Annotated in this window: 13 protein-coding genes; 5 read left to right on the forward strand and 8 right to left on the reverse strand. The window is 74.9% G+C overall.

The features are described 5' to 3' along the window. Positions 1–98: 98 nt before the first annotated feature. Positions 99–2,534, forward strand: a complete 2,436-nt coding sequence (locus CLV63_RS18355) for a M28 family peptidase (protein ID WP_106584372.1) — start codon at positions 99–101, stop codon at positions 2,532–2,534. Positions 2,535–2,613: 79 nt separating this feature from the next. Here the strand turns inward: CLV63_RS18355 and CLV63_RS18360 are convergent, their stop codons facing one another. Continuing rightward, entirely contained in the window at positions 2,614–4,101 is a 1,488-nt protein-coding gene (locus tag CLV63_RS18360; RefSeq protein WP_106584373.1) for a DEAD/DEAH box helicase, read from the reverse strand. 724 nt (positions 4,102–4,825) lie between these two features. Between CLV63_RS18360 and CLV63_RS18365 the strand changes: the two genes are divergently transcribed. Both CLV63_RS18365 and add read left to right on the forward strand, forming a co-directional pair. Further along, complete coding sequence (locus CLV63_RS18365) at positions 4,826–5,677, forward strand: NmrA family NAD(P)-binding protein (protein WP_106584374.1); 852 nt, start codon at positions 4,826–4,828, stop codon at positions 5,675–5,677. A gap of 107 nt (positions 5,678–5,784) precedes the next feature. Then, positions 5,785–6,780, forward strand: a complete 996-nt coding sequence (gene add / locus CLV63_RS18370; protein ID WP_106584375.1) for an adenosine deaminase — start codon at positions 5,785–5,787, stop codon at positions 6,778–6,780. Positions 6,781–6,821: 41 nt separating this feature from the next. Here the strand turns inward: add and CLV63_RS18375 are convergent, their stop codons facing one another. Next, positions 6,822–7,475: a DNA-3-methyladenine glycosylase I gene (locus tag CLV63_RS18375; RefSeq protein WP_106584376.1), complete on the reverse strand. Its 654-nt coding sequence runs from the start codon at positions 7,473–7,475 to the stop codon at positions 6,822–6,824. Between the two features lie 197 nt (positions 7,476–7,672). Between CLV63_RS18375 and CLV63_RS18380 the strand changes: the two genes are divergently transcribed. Continuing rightward, positions 7,673–8,950 (forward strand): erythromycin esterase family protein, encoded by a 1,278-nt coding sequence (locus tag CLV63_RS18380; RefSeq protein WP_106584377.1) that lies wholly within the window; start codon positions 7,673–7,675, stop codon positions 8,948–8,950. 35 nt (positions 8,951–8,985) lie between these two features. Here the strand turns inward: CLV63_RS18380 and CLV63_RS18385 are convergent, their stop codons facing one another. From CLV63_RS18385 to CLV63_RS18405, 5 genes are all read right to left on the reverse strand, one after another. Continuing rightward, positions 8,986–9,450 (reverse strand): hypothetical protein, encoded by a 465-nt coding sequence (locus tag CLV63_RS18385; protein WP_106584378.1) that lies wholly within the window; start codon positions 9,448–9,450, stop codon positions 8,986–8,988. Positions 9,451–9,453: 3 nt separating this feature from the next. Further along, entirely contained in the window at positions 9,454–10,803 is a 1,350-nt protein-coding gene (locus CLV63_RS18390) for a C2 family cysteine protease (protein WP_106584379.1), read from the reverse strand. 156 nt (positions 10,804–10,959) lie between these two features. Continuing rightward, positions 10,960–11,844 carry an SDR family NAD(P)-dependent oxidoreductase gene (locus CLV63_RS18395; protein ID WP_106584380.1) on the reverse strand — a complete coding sequence of 295 codons (885 nt, stop codon included), beginning with the start codon at positions 11,842–11,844 and terminating at the stop codon, positions 10,960–10,962. A gap of 168 nt (positions 11,845–12,012) precedes the next feature. Then, positions 12,013–12,495, reverse strand: coding sequence for a hypothetical protein (locus tag CLV63_RS18400; RefSeq protein WP_106584381.1), 483 nt, complete (start codon positions 12,493–12,495; stop codon positions 12,013–12,015). 25 nt (positions 12,496–12,520) lie between these two features. Beyond that, the gene (locus CLV63_RS18405; protein ID WP_106584382.1) at positions 12,521–13,423 is read right to left on the reverse strand and encodes an alpha/beta fold hydrolase; all 903 of its coding nucleotides are present in this window, start codon (positions 13,421–13,423) and stop codon (positions 12,521–12,523) included. Positions 13,424–13,621: 198 nt separating this feature from the next. On the opposite strand from CLV63_RS18405, the gene CLV63_RS18410 reads away from it, so the two are divergent. Then, on the forward strand, positions 13,622–14,275 hold the full coding sequence (locus tag CLV63_RS18410) for a TetR/AcrR family transcriptional regulator (RefSeq protein ID WP_106584383.1): 654 nt from the start codon (positions 13,622–13,624) through the stop codon (positions 14,273–14,275). 33 nt (positions 14,276–14,308) lie between these two features. On the opposite strand, the gene CLV63_RS18415 is transcribed toward CLV63_RS18410, so the two are convergent. Beyond that, positions 14,309–15,661, reverse strand: coding sequence for an FtsW/RodA/SpoVE family cell cycle protein (locus CLV63_RS18415; RefSeq protein ID WP_170134261.1), 1,353 nt, complete (start codon positions 15,659–15,661; stop codon positions 14,309–14,311). Between the last annotated feature and the right edge of the window lie 484 nt (positions 15,662–16,145).

Genomic DNA, 16,145 nt, shown 5'->3' on the forward strand with positions numbered 1-16,145 from the left:
CGGGAGAACTGTGCACAATAGGGCTTGCACAATTTGTTGTGCACACTAGATTGTGCATTACCAGGCGCGCCGGTCGCCCACCGCAGAGAGGCTCCCCGATGTCCACCGAACCCACCGCCCACCGCACCGCGTCCGACCGCCCGCCGCCGCCATGGCGCGCCGAATGGATCGCGGCGCCCGGCCTGAGCGGCGCCCGCCGCGTCGCGGCCGGCCTGATCGCGCTGGCCCTCCTCGCCCTCGCACTCGCCGCGGCGATCGCGAGCGAGGCGCCGCCCGCGGCCCGGCCCGCCGACGCCCCGGAGCGGGAGTTCAGCGCCGACCGCGCCTGGCCGCACCTGGAGCGCATCGCCGGGGGCGGCCCCACGCCCATCGGCAGCCCCGGCAACGCCGAGGTCCGCGACTACCTGGTCGGCGAGCTGCGCGGACTCGGACTCGACGCCGAGGTGCAGACCGGCATCGGCGCCCGCGCCTTCGGCAGCGGGATCACGGCCGGCATCGCCGACAACATCACCGCCACCATCCCCGGCACCGACTCCACGGGCACCGTCCTGCTCGCCGCGCACTACGACTCCACGTCCACGACCCCCGGCGCGAGCGACGACAAGGCGTCGGTCGCCGCCATCCTGGAGATCGCCCGCGCCATCACCGGCGGCCCCGCGCCGCGCAACGACATCGTGCTGCTCCTCACCGACGGGGAGGAGCCGGGGCTCATCGGCGCGGAGGCGTTCGCCGCGCACCACCCGGACGCCGAGGGCGGCGGGTTCATGGTCAACCTGGAGGGGCCCGGCAACGCGGGCGCCTCGCACGTCTACAACACCTCGGACGGCAACGGGCCGGTCACCGGCCTCCTCGCCGCGGCGACGCCTCACCCCGCGGGCGAGTCCGCACTGCTCACCGCGTTCCGCGACGCGCCGATCGGCGGGTTCAACTCCGACCGCACGACCATGAGCGAGAACGGGTTCACCGGGGTCGACACCGGATTCGTCGACGGCCGCGTGTACTACCACCACCCGGGCGACACCGTCGAGGCGTTCAACCGGCCCAGCCTGCAAATGCACGGCGCGAACGGGCTGTCGCTCACCCGCGCCGCAGCGGACGCCGACCTCGCCGCCCTGCGCCCCGGCGCCGACGCGACCTTCTTCACCCTGTTCGGCACCATGGTCCACTACCCCAACGCCCTGGTGTGGCCGCTCGCCGCCGCGGGCGCGCTCGCTGTCGCGGGCCTGGCCGCGCTGGTGCGCGTCCGCCGCCTCGCCAGTGTGCCGCGGCTGCTCGCCGCCGTCGCGGCGGTCGCGCTGCCGCTCGTGGCGGCGGCCGGGCTGGCGATCGGCCTGTGGGAGGCGCTGCTGCTCCTGCGGCCGGCGTACGCCGACCTGGTGACCGACACCTACCGGCCGCTGCTCTACCGCTGCGCCCTCGGCGTCGGCCTGCTCGGCGTCCTGTGGGCCTGGTTCGTGCTGCTGCGCCGCTGGGTCGGGGCGGTGGCGCTGACCGTCGGCGCGCTGGCGTGGGCCGCCGCGCTCGGCCTGCTGCTGGCGTGGGCCCTGCCGTCGGGCTCCTACCTGTTCGCGCTGCCCGCGCTGATCGGCGCCGGGGCCGGTGCGGCGGCACTGGCCCTCCGGGACCGGCGGCCGCCGGCCGCCGTCGCCGTGCTCACCGTCGGCGCACTCGCCGGTGTCCTGCTGCCCGCCCTGCCCGGCCGCACCCTGCTCTCCATGGCGGGGATCAGCCTGGCGCCCCCGGCCGCCGTGGTCCTGATGCTCGCCGGGCTCGCCCTGCTCCCCGTGCTGTCGGTGGCGACCCCCGCTCCCGGCTCGCGGCTGCGGACCGGCCTCGCCCCGGTCACCTGCGCGGTCCTCGCGGCGGCACTGGCGGCGGGCGGCCTCGCCGTTGACCGGTTCGACGCGGCGCACCCACGGCTCGCGCACCTGGCCTACCTGCTGGACGCCGACACCGGCACCGCCTTCTGGGCGAGTGCCAACGAGCGGCCCCACCCGTGGGCCGGCCGGCTCGCCCCGGACCCCGCCGGGCCCGAGACCGCCGGACTGCCGATCCCCGTGGGCGAGGCGGTACAGCGGACCGGAGCCGCACCGGCCGCCGACCTCGCCGCGCCGCAGGCCGAGGTGCTCGACACCGCCGAGAGCGGGGGCCGGACGACCGTCACCGTGCGCGTGCGCCCCCAGCGCGGCGCCCACCAGGTCGGCCTGTACTCCTCGGTGCCGGTGCGCTCGGCGGCGGTCGCGGTCGCGGGCCTGCCCGGCCAGCGACTGCCCCGGGTCGACCCGGCCGAGGCCCGGGCGGCCGACGGGCCGTGGGCCTGGTCGGTGCAGTTCTACGCGCCGCGAAAGGGCGACCTGCGGTTCACCGTGGCGGTCGAGGGCGACCGCGCGCCGCGGATCGGCGTCTCCGAGACCACGCTCGGAATGGCGGACCTGCCGGGCTACCGGCCGCGGCCGCCCGGGCTGGCCGTGATGCCGTCGACGGGTGCGCTGCCGAGCGACACCGTGACGGTCTCCCGCACGCTCGAACCCTGAACCGGCGACCGGACGAGAACGGCCCCGGCCCGCCCCGAAACGGGGCGGGCCGGGGCCGGACTGCGGTACGGGCGCGGTGCTACCGGGCGCTGCGCTGCGCCGACGAGCCGGCCGGCCCGGAGCGCCGGGCGGGGCCGCGGCGCGACTGGGACTGGCCGCGCCGGCCGCGGTTCGCCGCGGGGCCGCGCTGGCGCTGGTCGGCCGCCGGGGTCGGAGCCGCGATGGTCACCGGGACACCGGACGGGGTCCTGGCGCCGGTGACCCGGGTCAGCTCGTCGTCGCCCGGCTGCACGTGGGCCGACTGCGCGGTGATCTTCGCGGCCGCCATCAGCCGCGACATGTCGCGGCGCTGGTTCGGCAGCACCAGGGTGACGACGCTGCCGGACTCGCCCGCGCGGGCGGTGCGGCCGCCGCGGTGCAGGTAGTCCTTGTGGTCGGTGGGCGGGTCGATGTTCACGACGAGGTCGAGGCCCTCGACGTGGATGCCGCGCGCGGCGACGTTGGTCGCGACCAGCGCGGTGGCGTGCCCGCTCTTGAACTGCTCCAGGGTGCGGTTGCGCTGCGGCTGGGACTTGCCGCCGTGCAGTGCGGCGGCGCGCACCCCGTTGGACAGCAGGTGCCGGGTCATCCGGTCGACGGCGTGCTTGGTGTCCATGAACATGAGCACCTGGCCGTCGCGGGCCGCGATGTGCGTGGCAGCGGTGCGCTTGTCGGCGTCGGAGACGTGCAGCACGTGGTGCTCCATCGTGGTGACGGCCCCCGCCGACGGGTCGACCGAGTGGACCACCGGGTCGGACAGGAACCGGCGCACCAGCTTGTCGACGTTGCGGTCCAGGGTGGCGGAGAACAGCATCCGCTGCCCCTCGGGGCGCACCTGCTGGAGCAGGGCGGTGACCTGCGGCATGAAGCCCATGTCGGCCATCTGGTCGGCTTCGTCGAGGACGGTGATGCCGACCTGGTCGAGGCGGCAGTCGCCGCGCTCGATGAGGTCCTTGAGCCGTCCCGGGGTCGCGACGACCACCTCGGCGCCGCTGCGCAGCGCCCCGGCCTGCCGGCCGATGGACATGCCGCCGACGACCGTGGCCATGCGCAGCCGGGTCGAGTGGGCGTAGGGGGTGAGGGCGTCGGTGACCTGCTGGGCCAGCTCGCGGGTCGGCACGAGGACCAGCGCCAGCGGCTGGCGCGACTCGGCGCGCTGCCCGGTGATACGGGCGAGCAGGGCCAGGCCGAAGGCGAGGGTCTTGCCCGACCCGGTGCGGCCGCGGCCCAGGACGTCCCGGCCGGCCAGCGCGTTGGGCAGGGTCGCCGCCTGGATCGGGAACGGCTCGGTCACACCGTTGCGGGTGAGGGTCGACAGCACCGGGGCCGGCAGGTCCATCCCGGCGAAGGTCTCGACGGGGGGCAGTGCGGGGGTCGTGCTGACCGGGAGCGCGAACTCGCCGGTGGGGGCCTGGGCGCCGGGGCGGCCCGCGGGGCGGGAGCGGGGACGCGGGCGGTCGCCGCCGCGGCCCCCCTGGCCCTGGCCTTGGCGGGCGGGGCGTCCGGTGGAACGGGTGGGGCGGTTCATACGGAACCTTCCTCGACAGGGCACGTTGCGAGGAAGCCCGGGCGGCACGAAGCCGCGAACGGAGTCACAAGAACGAACCGGAGAATGCGAAGCGCGAACGGGATTCAACCGCGTAACGGCATCGGTACGGTCGGCGCCTGCCGAAGAGCGGCGGCCGGAATGCCTGACCGTGGTGTGGTGCCGACTCTTGCTCGGATGGCGGCGGCCTGGGGCCGCGCCATGAGGACCGGGCCCGCGCTTCGCAGTGCGGGCCGCACCCTCGTATCAGAGCAGACGATCACCAACGTAACACGCAGGCGGCCGCGGTGGGGGATTCAAGATCGTTAGCGTTGTCACACCACGTCGCCGTGCCGCGGCGGGGCGCCGTACCCCTGCCGCGCGGGGTCCCGGCCGCAGCGGAACACGCCCAGGGCCCCGGCGACGCACATCCGGGGGTTTCCGCGGTGATCTCCGCGCGGTCGGCGGATCTCCCGGTGAGCGGGCGGAATTCGGTCGGCGAGTTCTTTTCCACGGCCCCTGTGCCGAAGCGTTGTCCGGCGTGTTTTCGCAGGTCAGAAAAACGTGAACATCGCATTCGCGTTTGACCGGGCCGCCTCCGATCGCCAAGGATGAATCGTCCGCGGCCGAACGACCCGATTCCGGGTCTCTTCGTCATGCCCGGATACCGCCCGCCGGTTTCCCGGCGGGCGATCGATCCCCCTGAGCAGGGCGGAAAGGAGCAACGATGCCGATCCTGGTCACCGGTGCCACCGGAACGGTCGGCGGCGTCCTGGTCCGGCGGCTCGTCGAGGCCGGCCACGAGGTCCGCGCGCTGACCCGCGACCCCGCGTCCCCAGCCGCGGCGCGGCTGCCGAAAGAGGTCGAGGTGGTCCAGGGGGACTTCGGCTCACCCGGGACCCTGGTCCCGGCCTTCCGCGGCGTCGAGCGGATGCACCTGGTCGCGCAGGACGGGTACGGCGCGCTGATGACCGGCGGGCGGATCCTGGAGCTGGCGGAGCAGGCCGGCGTGCGCCGCATCACCCACCTCGGCCACAACGACACGAGCAGGGACGACGACGATCCGATGGAGGCCGACCACCGCGCGCTGCACCGCGCCATCGAGGCGTCGGGGCTGGAGTGGACCCACGTGTGGCCCGGCGAGTTCATGGCGAACACGCTGGAATGGGCGGGGTCGATCGCGGCGGAGGGCGTCGTCCGGGCGCCCTTCGGCGACTGGAACACCGCGCTGGTCCACGAGGCCGACATCGCGGCGGTCGCCATGGCGGCACTGCTGGAGGACGGGCACGCGGGGAAGGCGTACCAGCCCACCGGCCCCGAGCCGGTGCGGCGCCGCGACGCCGTGCGGATGATCGGCGACGCCCTCGGGAAGCCCGTCGAGTACATCGAACTGACCGCCGAGCAGGCGCGGGAGCACTGGGCCGACACCTACCCGCCGGAGGTCATCGAGTGGTTCCTGGAGATGGGCGAGGACACGCCGGACATGGGCTGGGTGTCGCCGGACGTCGAAGCGGTCACCGGGCGCCCCGCGCTCGGCTTCGCACAGTGGGCCGTTGAGCACGCCGACGACTTCCGGTGACACCGGGTCCCGGTCCGGCGCGCCGGACCGGGACCCGCCGGGCGCCGCGGGAACCGGCGGAGAAAACCCGAGGCGCCCGGGCATGGCGCGTCGTTAGGCTCGCGGCCATGCGCGACCTCGATGCCCTGCCAAAGGCCCACCTGCACGTCCACCTGGAGAGCACAGTGCGCCCGGAGACGCTCAGGGAGATCGGCGCGGCGAACGGCGTGGCGGTGCCCGACCCGCCCTCCGGCGAGCGGCCGTTCGCCGGCTTCCGCCAGTTCGCCGACCACGGCACCCTCGTCCGCGACTGCCTGCGGCGCCCGGAGGACTTCGCCCGGGTCGCGGCGGAGTTCTGCGCGGACGAGGCGGCCCGCGGCACCCGCTACGCCGAGGTGACCTTCACGGCGGCCTCGCACGGCGAACGGCTCGGCCGGCCGGAGATGCCCCTTGCCGCGGTGCTCGACGGCCTCGCCGCGGGACAGGCCGAGCACGGCATCGAGTGCGGGGTGATCCTCGACCACTCCCGGCGGCGGTCGGTCGAGCGCGCCTGGGCGACGCTCGGCCTGGCGCGCAGGTTCGCGGCCGACGGCGTGGTCGCCATCGGCATGGCGGGGGACGAGGCCCATCCGCTCGCCCCGTTCGCCGAGGTCATCGCCGCCGCTGCGGACGCGGGGGTGCACCTGGTGCACCACGCCGGTGAGAGCAGCGGGGCCGCGAGCATCCGCGAGGCGATCGGCATCGGCCGGGCGGAGCGCCTCGGCCACGGCATCCGCGTGCTGGACGACCCCGGGCTGGTCGCGGAGGTGCGGGACCGCGCGATCCCGCTGGAGGTGTGCCCGTCGTCCAACGTCGCCCTCGGCCTGGCCGACTCCTTCGCCGCGCACCCGCTGCCGGCGCTGCGCGCCGCCGGCCTGGCGGTGACCCTGAACACCGACGTCCCCTCGGTCACCGGCACCACGCTGACCGGGGAGTTCACCCGGGTGCGCGAGGTGTTCGGCGCCACCGACGCCGAACTCGCCGGGTTGGCGCGGGCGGGCATCGACGCCTCGTTCGCCCCCGAGCCGACCAAGGCGCGGCTGCGCGGCGCGGCGGCGGCCTGGCTCGCCGCCCCCGCAGCCTAGGTGTACTGACCTGAGAGGTGAGGTACGCGCCCGGTGCCGGGTCAGCCCGCGGCCCACACGCCGGACGTGCCCCGGCGGTGGCTGCCGACCAGGTGGGTGTCGACCATGCCGATAGCCTCCATGAGGGCGAACATCGTGGTGGGCCCCACGAACGCGAACCCCTTGCCGCGCAGCGCCTTGGACAGCGCCGCCGATTCCGCGGACCGGGTGGGGACCTCCTCGACGGTGCGCGGCTCAGGCGTTGCCGCCGGAGCGAACGACCAGACGAAGTCGGCCAGCCCGCCCTCGGCGCGCAGCGCGATGACGGCCCGCGCGTTGGTGATGGCGGCGCGGACCTTGCGGTCGTTGCGGACGATCCCCGAGTCGCCCATGAGGCGCGCGACGTCGTCCTCGGTGTAGCGGGCCACGGTGTCGGGGTCGAAGCCGTCGAACGCGGCCCGGAACGCCGGCCGCTTGCGCAGGATGGTCGCCCATGACAGCCCGGCCTGGAACGCCTCCAGGCTGATGCGCTCGTAGAGGCCCTGCTCGTCGCGGACCGGCATCCCCCACTCGGTGTCGTAGTAGTCGCGCAGCAGCGGGTCGGTGGCGGCCCACGGCGGCCGGGCCAGGCCGTCGGCGCCGATCACGGCCCCCGTGGCGGCGGGCGGCGCCGTGCCGGGGGCGGCGGGCGCCGCCGGTTCGTCGATGCGGTCCATGAGCCCTCTTCGGTGGTGCGCGGACAGGGTGGGGCGCGCGGCGGCGCGCCCCCGTCGAGGGTAGCCGCGGTGCCCGGTCCGCGGCGGCTGACAGCGATCTGTGCGCGGCCTGGCGCCGCGGTCGGCGAGCCTTCGGATGCCGGCGGGCGGACCGCGTTGCGCCCCCGCCGGGACGATGACGATCGAACGGAGACGCAATGACCGACCTGCCGGACCTCGCGACCTGGGTCCGCGACCACGCCTTCACCGCGGAGACGCTGGACCCGAGCGCCCCGCTGGACGACCTGGAGCCGCTGCGCGCCCTGGTCGGCGACGCCCGCGTCGTCGCGATCGGCGAGAGCTCCCACCTGGTCAAGGAGTTCTACCTGTTCCGGCACCGCATGCTGAGGTTCCTCGCCGAGCGCTGCGGCTTCACGGTGCTCGCCTTCGAGGCGCCCTTCACGGAGGCCCATGCCGTCGACTCCTACGTGCGCGGCGGCCCGGGGACGGCGGCGGCGGTCGCCGCCGAGGGGATCGCCATGGGCCTGGGCGACTGCGCGGAAATGCACGACCTGCTGGACTGGATGCGCGAGTACAACCGCACGGCCGCCGTCCCGCTGGGCTTCGCCGGGCTCGACGTGCCCGGGTCGCTCGGCTCGCCGCTCCCCGCGCTGCACGTCCTCGACGGGTACGTGCGCTGGGCCGAACCGGACGCGCTCGGGCTGGTGGAGCGCGCCACGGAACTGGCCGGGCGCTTCCACGGCGGCGGAATCGCCCCCATGGAGTACTACAGCGGCCTGCCGCAGGCCGACCGGGACGAGCTGACGGTGCTGCTGAGCCGGCTGCTGTCGCGGGTGGAGATCGCGGCCGCGGCCGGCAGGGGCGGCGAGCGGCGGCGCGAGCACTCCTCGGCACTGCACCACCTGCGCGGCGCCTGGAAGCTCGACCACGCCCACCGGGAGATCGCCGAGTACGGGATCGAGTCGGCGTCGTCCACCCGGGACGCCTTCCTCGCGGAATCGGTACTGCGGCTGCTGGACGAGGGCGGCCCGGACACCAGGGTCGTGGTCGCCTGCCACAACTGGCACATCCAGCGGACCGAGGTCGAGCAGGAGGGCCCCTACGTGATGCGGCCCCAGGGCAACCACCTCGCGGCGGAGCTCGGCAACGACTACGTCGCGATCGGTGTCACCTCGGGCACCGGGGACACGGGCTACTTCCACGGCGCCCCGGAGACGCCGCTGGGGTTCGAGTTCCGCGCGATGCCGCTGCCGCCGCCCGAGAAGAACAGCATCGAGGCGGCGTTCGACACCCGGCACCCGCTGGCGGTCGCCGACCTGCGCGCCGCCCGCGGCGCGGTCCGCGACGGCGACTCCGTCCGGGGGATGCGCATGGTGGAGTACTTCCTCGACCTGCCGGTCATGGCCGCGTTCGACGCCGTGGCGCACGTCGCGCAGACCCACCGCGCGACGCCGGGCGCCCCGGCGCCCGGCTGAGCGTGCGGGAGCCCGCCCGCCGGGCGGGCTCCCGCCTACTCCGGCTGGGTGACGGTGAGGTCGACGGCGCTGCCGCTGCCGCCCGCCGGGGCCGGATCGTCCTCGGACTTCCGGCCGGCGCGCACCTCGTCGATGGCGATGGTGATGCCGTTGTCGAGGGTGATCACGTCGCCCTTCGCGCCCTTGCGGACCAGCGGCGACCGCTTCTCGATGCCGGGGCCGGTGATCGAGAGCGACGCGGTGCCCTCGCGCACCGAGATGAGCCCGATCTTCAGCGCGCCGACCCGCTTGCGGGTGGTCTGCTCGAGGGTCGCCGCCGCCTCGGAGCCGGGCTCCACCGCGGGCGACGGGTCGAAGGTGCGGCGCTCGGGGGTCGCCTCACTCATGGCGGAGGGTTCGTCCACGCCGTCGTCCTCGCTTCCGGTGCTGCACGCCGCGGTGAACGACACCAGGGCTGCGGTGAGGGCCAGTACTGCCAGCGCGGTTCGCCGGTTGCGCATGGGTCAGTCCTTCCCGAGTGAGTTGGTGTCGACGCTCTGCAAATGCGACTGGAACTCGTCCATGGTCACGGAGACCTCGTGGCCCCACGGGTTGTACAGGGTCACCCGGCCGTCCTTGGCGCCCTTCACGATATAGGCGTGCCCGGGGACGAGGGTGTCGTCCTTGTACCGCTCGCCGTCGGCGTCGTCCTCGGGCTTGGTCGTGACGCTGACGGCTGTCTTGGGGTCGCCGGTCGCCCATTCGTTGATCTGGCTCTCCGACACGTCGCCGGGGTCGTGCTCTTCGCTGTCGTGGCCGGTGATGGTCTCCATGGCGTCGGAGGGGAAGCCGCCCTCGATCTCGCCGAAGCTGCCCTCCTTCTCCGCGTACGCCTTCTCCAGGATCGCGGGCCACATGACCGCGTCCGACCCGGGGTCGGCGAACTCGGCGCTGCCGTCCTCGCCCATGACGAGGTCGGGGGTGACCGTCACCGATTCGCCGTCGGGGAACTCGACGGTGTAGGTGCCGTTGGAGTTCGGCTTGATCATGTCGCGGATGATTTCGGGATCGGTGTCGGCCACGGCGCCGAACCCGGAGAGCCACCAGCAGTCGCCGAGGCCGCCCTGCTCGATGTCGTCCGAGGAGATCTCGCCCTTCTCCGGGTAGAGGCGCCCACCGGGGACCTCGCCGTACGCGAGGTCGTTCGACCGGTGCTCGGGGCTCTTCTTCTTCACGTCGTCCTCGATGTCGGCGAAGGACGGCTCGATCTTGTCGGGCGCGATCTGATGGAGGCGGCGCAGGTTGTCGATGTCGAGCTTGCGCAGCGTGATCTCGCGGACGCCGTCCTGGTCGAGGAGTTCGCGGATCTCGTCGGCCGAGAGGCTGTGGTAAAGGGCCGCCAGTTCCTCGGCGGTCATGTCCTTCATGATCTCTTCGGGCGCCGTCGGCTTCCCCCACGAGCCGGGGTTGTACCAGTCGGAGTCGTCGTTCAGGTACTCCTTGATGGCCTCGATGTCGTCCTCGGCGGACTCGAACGCCTCGTCGTCGGGGCGGCCCGGAGCAGGGGGCTGGTTCGGCGAGCCGCCGCCCGACCCGGAATCGGGCTTGTCGGGCTTGCCGTACACCTCGTCGCGGTCGCCGCCGCCGTCATCGGGCTCGGGGGCGGGCTCCTCGCAGTCGCCGCCGGTCAGCTCGCAGACGGCGGCGGTCACGCTCGCGGTGAACGACGTGTTGAGCACGGCGGCGGTCAGCCCGGCGGCGAGGACGCCGACGAGGATGACGACGGCGCTGTACTCGGCGATGCCCGCGCCGATATCGGACCGCAGGCGTGCGGCGGGTCGGCGTGGCGCGTGGGGCCTGCTCGATCGAGGCACGTTTCGGGGGCTTTCTCGTCGCGACGCGGCGCCGCGGCGGGACTGCCCGCGGGCGAGCGCAAATGGGGAGAACGCGGCTCAAACTATCTGCGGGAATGCCGGCGCGGGTAGGGGCCGCAGGCCCAAATCGCAGGTGGCGGCGGTGGGACCAGGGCCTCAGTCGACGGCCCGACCGTGGGCCGCCGCGCCCGCCAGTCCGTCGACGAGGGCCCACGCCCGCTCGGTGAACTCCCCGTCGAGGACGCCCGGCGCCAGCGGCACGCGCCGCCCCGACGGGTCCAGGAGGCTCCCCGTCGCACCGGCGAGCTCCCACGTCGTCGCCGCGGCGAGGGCGGCGCGGTGGGTGCGCCGTTGCCGGGTGCGGGCGATCCGGCGGAGCGGGCGCGGTGCGGGCAGCCGTCCGGGCCGGGGGCGCGGGGGCGGCGCCGACCGGCCGGCGCCCGGGTCGGCCGCGAACACCCGCGGGCCCCATGCGCGCTCGCGGCGGGCGAGTTCGAGCGTCCAGGCGAGGGCGAGCAGGCCGGCCCGTGCGGAGGCGGCGGCAGCGGTGTAGTGGCGGACGGAGTGGACGTCGCTGAACGGGTCGCCGGTGAACCCGGCGCCGCCGGGGGAGACCACGTTGACGCAGCGCGCGCCGGGCCGGCGGACCAGCGGCAGGAGCGCCCGGGTCAGCGTGAACGGGCCGATGACGTTGGTGGCGAGCGTGGACTCGTAGCCGTCCGCCGTCTCGCGCCGCTGCGGGTAGGCGCCGCCGGCGTTGTTCACGAGGACGCCGAGCCGGTCGACGCGCTCCGCCACCGCGGCGGCGAGCGCGAGGTTCCCGGCGACGGTGGAGTGGTCGGCGCGCAGGAAGTACACCCGGTCGTGCCCGGCGCGGCGGCGCAGCCGGGCCGCAGCGGCTGCGCCGCGCGTCCGGTCGTCCCCCGAGATGAGGACGGTGAGGCCGCGCGCCGCGAGCGCCTGCGCGGTGCGGTACCCGGCGCCCGCGGTGGCACCCGTGACGAGTGCCGCCCGGTCGGTCGCGTGCGGTGTGGCGGTCATGGGTCAAGCGTGCTGCGCGCACCCCCGCGCGCGCGTCACCCCGGCGGCTGATCCGCCGCTACGCCCAGGCGCGTAGCGGCGCGCGTGCGGCTGCGCCCCGCGGGCACGTCCGCGCCCGCGCGGTCGTCCGCGCCACGGACGCCGGGCGGGGTCCGGCGCCGCGCGGGTTCAGACGGCGCCGGGGAGCAGGTACGCGGCGGCGGCCGTCAGGAGCGCGACCGGTTGGGCCAGTGCGCCGATGAGGACCCCGGCCAGGATCGGCAGGGGGCGCCGCGACCACCGGGCGCCGGCGGCGCGCACCGCCGCGCCGAACGCGGCCGCGGTCACGGTGATCCCGCCGAAGAGCACCAGGAGCGGGCCCGCCACCTCCGCCCAGGCCGGTTCGCGGACCACCGCGATGCGGCCGTCGATCTCAGTGCGGCAGGTCAGCCCCGGGGGCGCCCATGACCAGCCGCTGTCGAAGCGCCGCATCTCGATGTCGTCGAGCGGCACTTCGGGCGGCATGTCGGCGGCCGCGCAGGAGGCCCCCGGGCCGTCCTTGATCAGCACCCCTGTCGCGCCGACCGCGGCGCTCAGCCCGAAGAGGCCGATGATCTGCGCCGCGACCATGACGGCGGCCGCGATGGCGAGGGCCGGGGTGTGCTGTGCCATGCGCGGTACCGTAACGCGTCCGGGGTCAGGACGGGACGTCGGCGGCGGTGCGCGCGGGGCTCGGGGCCGCCGCCGCGGCGGTCCCGGTGAGGAACCCGGCGACGTCGTCGATCACCTGCGGGTCGGCGAGCATCCCCCGGTGGCCGAGCCCGGTCGTCTCGATCCTGCGGGCACGGGCGCCGTAGGCCGCCGCGAGCAGTTCGGCGTGGGCGGGGGGCACCACCGGGTCGACCGCGTTGTGCACGACCAGGACGGGGCCGTCGTCCCAGCCGGTCGGGTCGGCGGCGGAGAACCGGGTCCAGATGGTGGGGTCGTCCTCGAAGAGGCGGCGCTCGACGGTCCGCTTCAGCGCACGGACGACCGCCGGGCGCAGCCCCAGTTCCGCGCAGAACGCCGTGACCAGGTAGTCGAACTCGCACACCCCGCTGATGGTCACGGCCCACTTCGCCGCCACGCCCTGGCGGAGCGCGTAGAGCGCGAACACCGCGCCGAGGGAGTTCGCGACGACGCCCTCGAACGAGCCGTGCCGCTCGGCGAGGGAGCGGATGACCTCCTGGTGGTCGAGGATCGTGCCCGCCGTCGCGCCGGGGCTCTCGCCGTGGCCGAACGCGTCGTAGGCCACGGGGCTGTAGCCCAGCGCGCGCAGCCGGGTCACGAGTCCGGCGAACCGCGAGGCGCGCGACCGCCACCCGTGGACCAGCAGGACGGGGCGCCGCCCGTCGCCCCATTCGTAGGTGACGACGTCGCGCCCGTTGACGGTGACGAGGCCCCTGCGGGCGTCGTCGTGGACGGCGCGTTCGGCGGGGCGTACCTCGCCGCGTGTCAGCGGGCGCCGCCACAGCTCGAAGGCGACGCGTCCGGCCGCGCGCGGCGCGACCAGGGAGAGGGTGTTGACGGCTGTGCGGATGGCGGTGCCTGCTGCGGTCATGGTGCGTCCTTCGCTGCGGGTGGCTGGGTGGGTGGCGGGCCGGTGCGCTGCCCCGGGGCCGCTGCCGGTGGCCTCCGGCGCCGCCCGCCAATAAAACAATACGAACGATCGTATTATTAGTTTCTCGGCGGCTTCCCGTCAAGACGGGCCTGGAATAGGATCCGACCGACCGGTCGTACACCGTGGTGGAGGCGGACGATGGACGTGCGGGCCGATGGGCGCCCCGACGGCAGGCTGGCGCGCGGCGACCACACCCGGCGCGCCGTCCTGCGGCGCGCCGTCGACATCGCGTCCATCGACGGACTCGACGGCCTCTCCATCGGGCGGCTCGCCAAAGAGCTGGAGATCAGCAAGAGCGGCCTGTTCGCGCACTTCGGCGCGAAGGAGGAGTTGCAGCTCGCCGCCATCCGCGCCGCCCGGCGGATCTACGCCGACGCCGTCGTCGACCCCGCGTTCGCGGTCCCGCCGGGCCTGCGGCGCGTGTGGATGCTCGGCGAGAGCTGGCTCGACTACTCCAGGCGGCGGGTGTTCCCGGGCGGGTGCTTCTTCGCCAAGGCCACCCACGAGTTCGGCGCCCGCGCCGGGCGCGTGCACGACGCCCTCGCCGCTGCCAACAGCGAGTGGCTGGCGGCGGTCGAGCGCGTCATCGAGGACGCCCGGCAGCTGGGCGAACTCCGCGCCGACACCGACCCCGCCCAGCTCGCGTTCGAGCTCAACGCGTTCCTCGAATCCGCCAACATGGCGTCCCTCCTGCGCGCGGACGACACCGCCTACGCCCATGCGCGCGCCGCCATCCGCGCCCGCCTCACCGCTGCGGCGTCCCCGGGCACCCCGCACCCCTGGACCGACTGAAGGCGGTCCCCGCTGAGAGGAGCCCGCGCAACGCTAGGGGCGCGCGCCCGGCCCGGAAGCCGTGGAGTCGTGCGTGATCCGCACCAGCAGAGCGAGCACGATGCCGCCCGACAGCGCTGCGGCGCTCCCCATGGCGAGGAAGGGAACGGTGGCACCGGTCGCCGGGATGAGGTGGACGGCGCCGAGGGCCGCGAGGACGGGCGACAGCCCGATCAGGCAGGCGAGCCCGGCGGCGAGTGCCCGGACGAAGGGTTCTTCGGCGGCCGTCGCGGCACGGATGGCGCGCTGCGCGAGGAGGACCAGCGTCGCCAGAACGGCGAGGAGTCCGATCAGCCCGAGTTCCTCGCCGACCCCTGCGAGCACGGCGTCGGCCGGGATGGCCGCCCGGCCGGCACCCAGACCGCCGCCGACGATGCCGCCCCCGGCATCGGATGCGGACGCGAAGGTCGCGGAACCGGCTTCGGCACCCTCCGTGCACGGGGCGGCGGTCCCCGCCCCGCACGCGGGGCCTGGACCGAACGCCGCCGAGAGCGGGATGACCACCGCGCACGCGGCGATGTAGGCGGCGGCGCCGATGACCGGCCACCGGACCCGCCGGATGGCGGTGTAGGCCACCGCCAGGAACGCGCCGAACACCAGCGTCGAGGTACCGAAGTCGTGCATCAGGGGACCCATGACCCCGATGCACAGGACGCCGACGACGACCGCGGCCGCGACGAGCCGGGTGGGCCCCGTGCCGCTGCCCGCCGCGCCGCCCGTGGCGGGCGTGCGGCCGCCGTGCTCGGCCGCGAGGTATCCGGCGAATGCGATGACCAGCAGGATCTTCGCGAACTCCACGGGTTGCGTCGGCACGCCGGGGATGGCGATCCACTGGCCGCCGTTGACGGTGAAGCCCAGACCGGGGACGAGCGGGAGCAGCAGCAGGACGACGGCGCCGATTGCGGCGGTGCGTGCGTGGCGCCGGAGGAGGCGCGGATCACGGAGGGCGTACACGACCGCCGCGAAGACGAGCAGGCCCGCGGCGGCCCACAGCAACTGGGTGCGCACCGCGCTCTCGGCGGCGGCATGCGCCGCATCAACCGACGGCCCCGGCTGGGACGCGTGCAGCGGGTACGCCACGGCCACTGCGGCGCCGCTCAGCAGGACGGCGCACGGGAGCAGGAGCGGGTCGGCGCAGGGCGCGGTGCGGCGGATGGCGAGGTGGCCGAGCACGCCGACCGCGCCCAGCACGGCGCTGTAACCGAGTGACGGCCCGAGCGACGGCCCGCCGCCCGATCCGGCCTGGACCATCGCGACCGCGACGGCGCCGACCGCGGCGGCCAGCAGTACCAGTTCAACGGCGCGGCGCCGGGTCGGGGACGGGGCGGACGGCGGGGTGCTGCGCATCGGGTCTCTTCCCAGCTCGGTTCCGATCGGAGTACGGCCGTCCCGCCCGTGGACCATCGATGTCCGGTGGGCGTCGCCGGTGCGCTCCCCGGTCGGGCCGGGACGTCGTTGCCGGAGCCATGGCCCTGGGCGGCCCGCGTTCCTCGCGGCCGACAGAAGTGCATGCCGAATCCTGGCAGAAACCCGGCCATTCAGGTAACCGGCGGGGAGAGGACGCCACCTCGTGCCGCCGAATACGGACTCCAATCGCCGGAGACGCAATGGAAAGTGCCATGCCCGACACCGGGGAAGTCGGCACAACGGGCGGGGGTTCCTCGGGGTCGTGTCCCCGGGGAGATCGACTGTTCGGATCGGTGGTGCCTGCTCCGGCACGTCTGACTCACAGATTGACTGACTGTGGCGGCCCACGAGCGCGAGGGGGTTCCGTTCGGAGACGCCCAGAGGCGAGAGCGTCCGTGACCCCGGAGAGGCGGGAGCCAGGCTG

The sequence above is a fragment of the Murinocardiopsis flavida genome, from assembly GCF_003014485.1.
Classification (GTDB): Bacteria; Actinomycetota; Actinomycetes; order Streptosporangiales; family Streptosporangiaceae; genus Murinocardiopsis; species Murinocardiopsis flavida.

Bases quoted from the DNA above. Each gene is read 5' to 3' on its own strand.
- CLV63_RS18365 (WP_106584374.1), top strand. From the start codon at position 4,826: ATGCCGATCCTGGTCACCGGTGCCACCGGAACGGTCGGCGGCGTCCTG.
- CLV63_RS18360 (WP_106584373.1), bottom strand. From the start codon at position 4,101: ATGAACCGCCCCACCCGTTCCACCGGACGCCCCGCCCGCCAAGGCCAG.
- CLV63_RS18380 (WP_106584377.1), top strand. From the start codon at position 7,673: ATGACCGACCTGCCGGACCTCGCGACCTGGGTCCGCGACCACGCCTTC.
- CLV63_RS18375 (WP_106584376.1), bottom strand. From the start codon at position 7,475: ATGGACCGCATCGACGAACCGGCGGCGCCCGCCGCCCCCGGCACGGCG.
- CLV63_RS18400 (WP_106584381.1), bottom strand. From the start codon at position 12,495: ATGGCACAGCACACCCCGGCCCTCGCCATCGCGGCCGCCGTCATGGTC.
- CLV63_RS18355 (WP_106584372.1), top strand. From the start codon at position 99: ATGTCCACCGAACCCACCGCCCACCGCACCGCGTCCGACCGCCCGCCG.
- CLV63_RS18395 (WP_106584380.1), bottom strand. From the start codon at position 11,844: ATGACCGCCACACCGCACGCGACCGACCGGGCGGCACTCGTCACGGGT.
- CLV63_RS18385 (WP_106584378.1), bottom strand. From the start codon at position 9,450: ATGCGCAACCGGCGAACCGCGCTGGCAGTACTGGCCCTCACCGCAGCC.
- add (WP_106584375.1), top strand. From the start codon at position 5,785: ATGCGCGACCTCGATGCCCTGCCAAAGGCCCACCTGCACGTCCACCTG.
- CLV63_RS18405 (WP_106584382.1), bottom strand. From the start codon at position 13,423: ATGACCGCAGCAGGCACCGCCATCCGCACAGCCGTCAACACCCTCTCC.
- CLV63_RS18415 (WP_170134261.1), bottom strand. From the start codon at position 15,661: ATGCGCAGCACCCCGCCGTCCGCCCCGTCCCCGACCCGGCGCCGCGCC.
- CLV63_RS18410 (WP_106584383.1), top strand. From the start codon at position 13,622: ATGGACGTGCGGGCCGATGGGCGCCCCGACGGCAGGCTGGCGCGCGGC.